Origin of the sequence: Microcoleus sp. S28C3 (assembly GCF_036700785.1) — a bacterium.
GTDB classification, from domain to species: Bacteria; Cyanobacteriota; Cyanobacteriia; order Cyanobacteriales; family Microcoleaceae; genus Microcoleus; species Microcoleus asticus.
Genome location: NZ_JAUBPO010000207.1, coordinates 2,501 through 5,211, shown reverse-complemented (window position 1 = coordinate 5,211; position 2,711 = coordinate 2,501). Strand labels below are relative to the sequence as shown.

At 51.5% G+C, this 2,711-nt stretch carries 2 tRNA genes and 2 rRNA genes (1 of these 4 cut by a window edge); all 4 read left to right on the top strand.

The window, feature by feature from the left end:
• Positions 1–41 precede the first annotated feature (41 nt).
• A 16S ribosomal RNA gene (locus QUA13_RS31350) occupies positions 42–1,541 on the top strand.
• A 116-nt stretch (positions 1,542–1,657) separates the two neighbouring features.
• A tRNA-Ile gene (locus tag QUA13_RS31345) sits at positions 1,658–1,731 on the top strand.
• A 93-nt stretch (positions 1,732–1,824) separates the two neighbouring features.
• Positions 1,825–1,897: transfer RNA gene (locus QUA13_RS31340), tRNA-Ala, on the top strand.
• Between the two features lie 208 nt (positions 1,898–2,105).
• Positions 2,106–2,711: ribosomal RNA gene (locus QUA13_RS31335) — 23S ribosomal RNA — on the top strand (it continues 2,297 nt past the right edge of the window).
• Together the 16S and 23S rRNA genes with 2 tRNA genes alongside form the textbook arrangement of a ribosomal RNA operon.

Sequence of the window (2,711 nt, the reverse complement as noted above, 5' to 3'; positions counted from 1 at the left end):
TGAGTGGAAAGAACTTGACTAAAGCCAAAAAAGAACTCAACAACACGGAGAGTTTGATCCTGGCTCAGGATGAACGCTGGCGGTCTGCTTAACACATGCAAGTCGAACGGAGTAGAAATACTTAGTGGCGGACGGGTGAGTAACGCGTGAGAATCTGCCTTCAGGACGGAGACAACAGTTGGAAACGACTGCTAAGCCCCGATGAACCGAAAGGGAAAATATTTATAGCCTGAAGATGAGCTCGCGTCCGATTAGCTAGTTGGCGGAGTAAAAGCCCACCAAGGCGACGATCGGTAGCTGGTCTGAGAGGACGATCAGCCACACTGGGACTGAGACACGGCCCAGACTCCTACGGGAGGCAGCAGTGGGGAATTTTCCGCAATGGGCGAAAGCCTGACGGAGCAAGACCGCGTGGGGGAAGAAGGCTCTTGGGTTGTAAACCCCTTTTCTCTGGGAAGAAAGTTGTGAAAGCAACCTGACGGTACCAGAGGAATCAGCATCGGCTAACTCCGTGCCAGCAGCCGCGGTAAGACGGAGGATGCAAGCGTTATCCGGAATGATTGGGCGTAAAGCGTCCGCAGGTGGCAGTTCAAGTCTGCTGTCAAAGACCGGGGCTTAACTTCGGAAAGGCAGTGGAAACTGAACAGCTAGAGTATGGTAGGGGCAGAGGGAATTCCTGGTGTAGCGGTGAAATGCGTAGAGATCAGGAAGAACATCGGTGGCGAAGGCGCTCTGCTGGACCATAACTGACACTCAGGGACGAAAGCTAGGGGAGCGAATGGGATTAGATACCCCAGTAGTCCTAGCCGTAAACGATGGATACTAGGTGTTGTCTGTATCGACCCGGACAGTGCCGTAGCTAACGCGTTAAGTATCCCGCCTGGGGAGTACGCACGCAAGTGTGAAACTCAAAGGAATTGACGGGGGCCCGCACAAGCGGTGGAGTATGTGGTTTAATTCGATGCAACGCGAAGAACCTTACCAGGACTTGACATGTCGCGAATCTTTTGGAAACAGAAGAGTGCCTTCGGGAGCGCGAACACAGGTGGTGCATGGCTGTCGTCAGCTCGTGTCGTGAGATGTTGGGTTAAGTCCCGCAACGAGCGCAACCCTCGTGTTTAGTTGCCATCATTAAGTTGGGCACTCTAAACAGACTGCCGGTGACAAACCGGAGGAAGGTGGGGATGACGTCAAGTCAGCATGCCCCTTACGTCCTGGGCTACACACGTACTACAATGGTAGGGACAGAGGGCAGCCAACCCGCGAGGGCGAGCTAATCCCGTAAACCCTGCCTCAGTTCAGATTGCAGGCTGCAACTCGCCTGCATGAAGGCGGAATCGCTAGTAATCGCAGGTCAGCATACTGCGGTGAATCCGTTCCCGGGCCTTGTACACACCGCCCGTCACACCATGGAAGTTGGCCACGCCCGAAGTCATTACTCTAACCTTTCGAGGAGGAGGATGCCGAAGGCAGGGCTGATGACTGGGGTGAAGTCGTAACAAGGTAGCCGTACCGGAAGGTGTGGCTGGATCACCTCCTTTTAGGGAGACCATCTGATAGTCGACCGAACCTAAACAATAGGTCAATATCAGTCATCCCTGGTCGTTCGAGGAATAGATGTCAAAGCTTTCAAACTATTAACTGGTTCGGAACTCGCGGGCTATTAGCTCAGTTGGTTAGAGCGCACCCCTGATAAGGGTGAGGTCCCTGGTTCAAATCCAGGATGGCCCACCTGGAAAAAAAGTGATGAATTGTCAGTAATGAGTAATGGATAATCTTAGATTAATTCAGAACTCATAAAATCAAAATCAGAACTTGCTTAGTGGGGGTATAGCTCAGTTGGTAGAGCGCCTGCCTTGCACGCAGGAAGTCAGCGGTTCGAGTCCGCTTACCTCCACTCTCACTAGCGTCGCTAACTGTAACCAACCACAAAAACAGAGAGAAATCAGCACCCAGACTAGCTTGGTCAAAAAAGAAGTCGGAATGCTGGAGTCTAGAACTCTAGTCAGAACCTTGAAAACTGCATAGAAATTAAGTCATCAAAGCTTGTCTATCATCCGAGCAATCGCAGGATATGACAAGCGACCACCATCAAAAAATCAAGTGGTCAAGTTACAAAGGGCTAACGGTGGATACCTAGGCACACAGAGGCGAAGAAGGACGTGGCGACCGACGATAAGCTCCGGGGAGCTGGAAGCAAGCATTGAGCCGGAGATGTCCGAATGGGGCAACCCAGTAAGCATCAGTTGAATACATAGACTGATAGCGGCGAACCCAGCGAATTGAAACATCTTAGTAGCTGGAGGAAGAGAAAGCAATAGCGATTTCCCAAGTAGTGGTGAGCGAACGGGAAACAGCCTAAACCAGAGGTTTTTACTTCTGGGGTCGTGGGACAGTCAATTAACGTATCTTCAAGCTAGACAAAGCAGTTGAAAGCTGCACCAGAGAAGGTGAAAGTCCTGTAGTCGAAAGTAGAAAAGAGCGTGACTGTATCCCGAGTAGCACGGGGCCCGTGAAATCCCGTGTGAATCAGCGAGGACCATCTCGTAAGGCTAAATACTACTGTGTGACCGATAGTGAACCAGTACCGCGAGGGAAAGGTGAAAAGAACCCCGGAAGGGGAGTGAAATAGAACATGAAACCGTTAGCTTACAAGCAGTGGGAGGACGATTTAACGTCTGACCGCGTGCCTGTTGAAGCATGAGCCGGCG